Source organism: Streptomyces sp. GbtcB6, assembly GCF_019091475.1.
Taxonomy (GTDB): Bacteria; Actinomycetota; Actinomycetes; order Streptomycetales; family Streptomycetaceae; genus Streptomyces; species Streptomyces hyaluromycini.
The window spans coordinates 1-250 of the sequence record NZ_JAGXJL010000371.1 but is presented as its reverse complement, the minus strand read 5'-3'; the positions used below and the strand labels follow the sequence as shown (position 1 = coordinate 250).

Here is a 250-nt window from a genome sequence, read left to right as displayed (position 1 = left end):
CAAGACAGGTTCACAACCTGGTTGGTCTTTCTATACTATGCTTATACTTCCTACAACTTTTCTACTGTCTCTCCTATTGTAGTAACATCTGGCTCTACCGTAGCTAGGCAAGGAACATATAAAATTACTTGTGGACCATCTGGTTTGGACCCAATCTTTGCTGCTGCTTGGATCAGAATCTCCTCCAACTTGGCGTGACTTGTCATTTCAATTGGAGGAGAAGCCTTCAAAAAGTCACCGGTCTCCATAC

The 250-nt window shown here is 43.2% G+C and carries 1 protein-coding gene; it reads right to left on the bottom strand.

Annotated features, from left to right (window positions below; all coding sequences use genetic code 11):
• Positions 1 to 50 precede the first annotated feature (50 nt).
• A partial coding sequence (locus tag KVT45_RS55460) for a hypothetical protein (RefSeq protein WP_217562742.1) occupies positions 51 to 250 on the bottom strand: 200 nt, incomplete at its 5' end.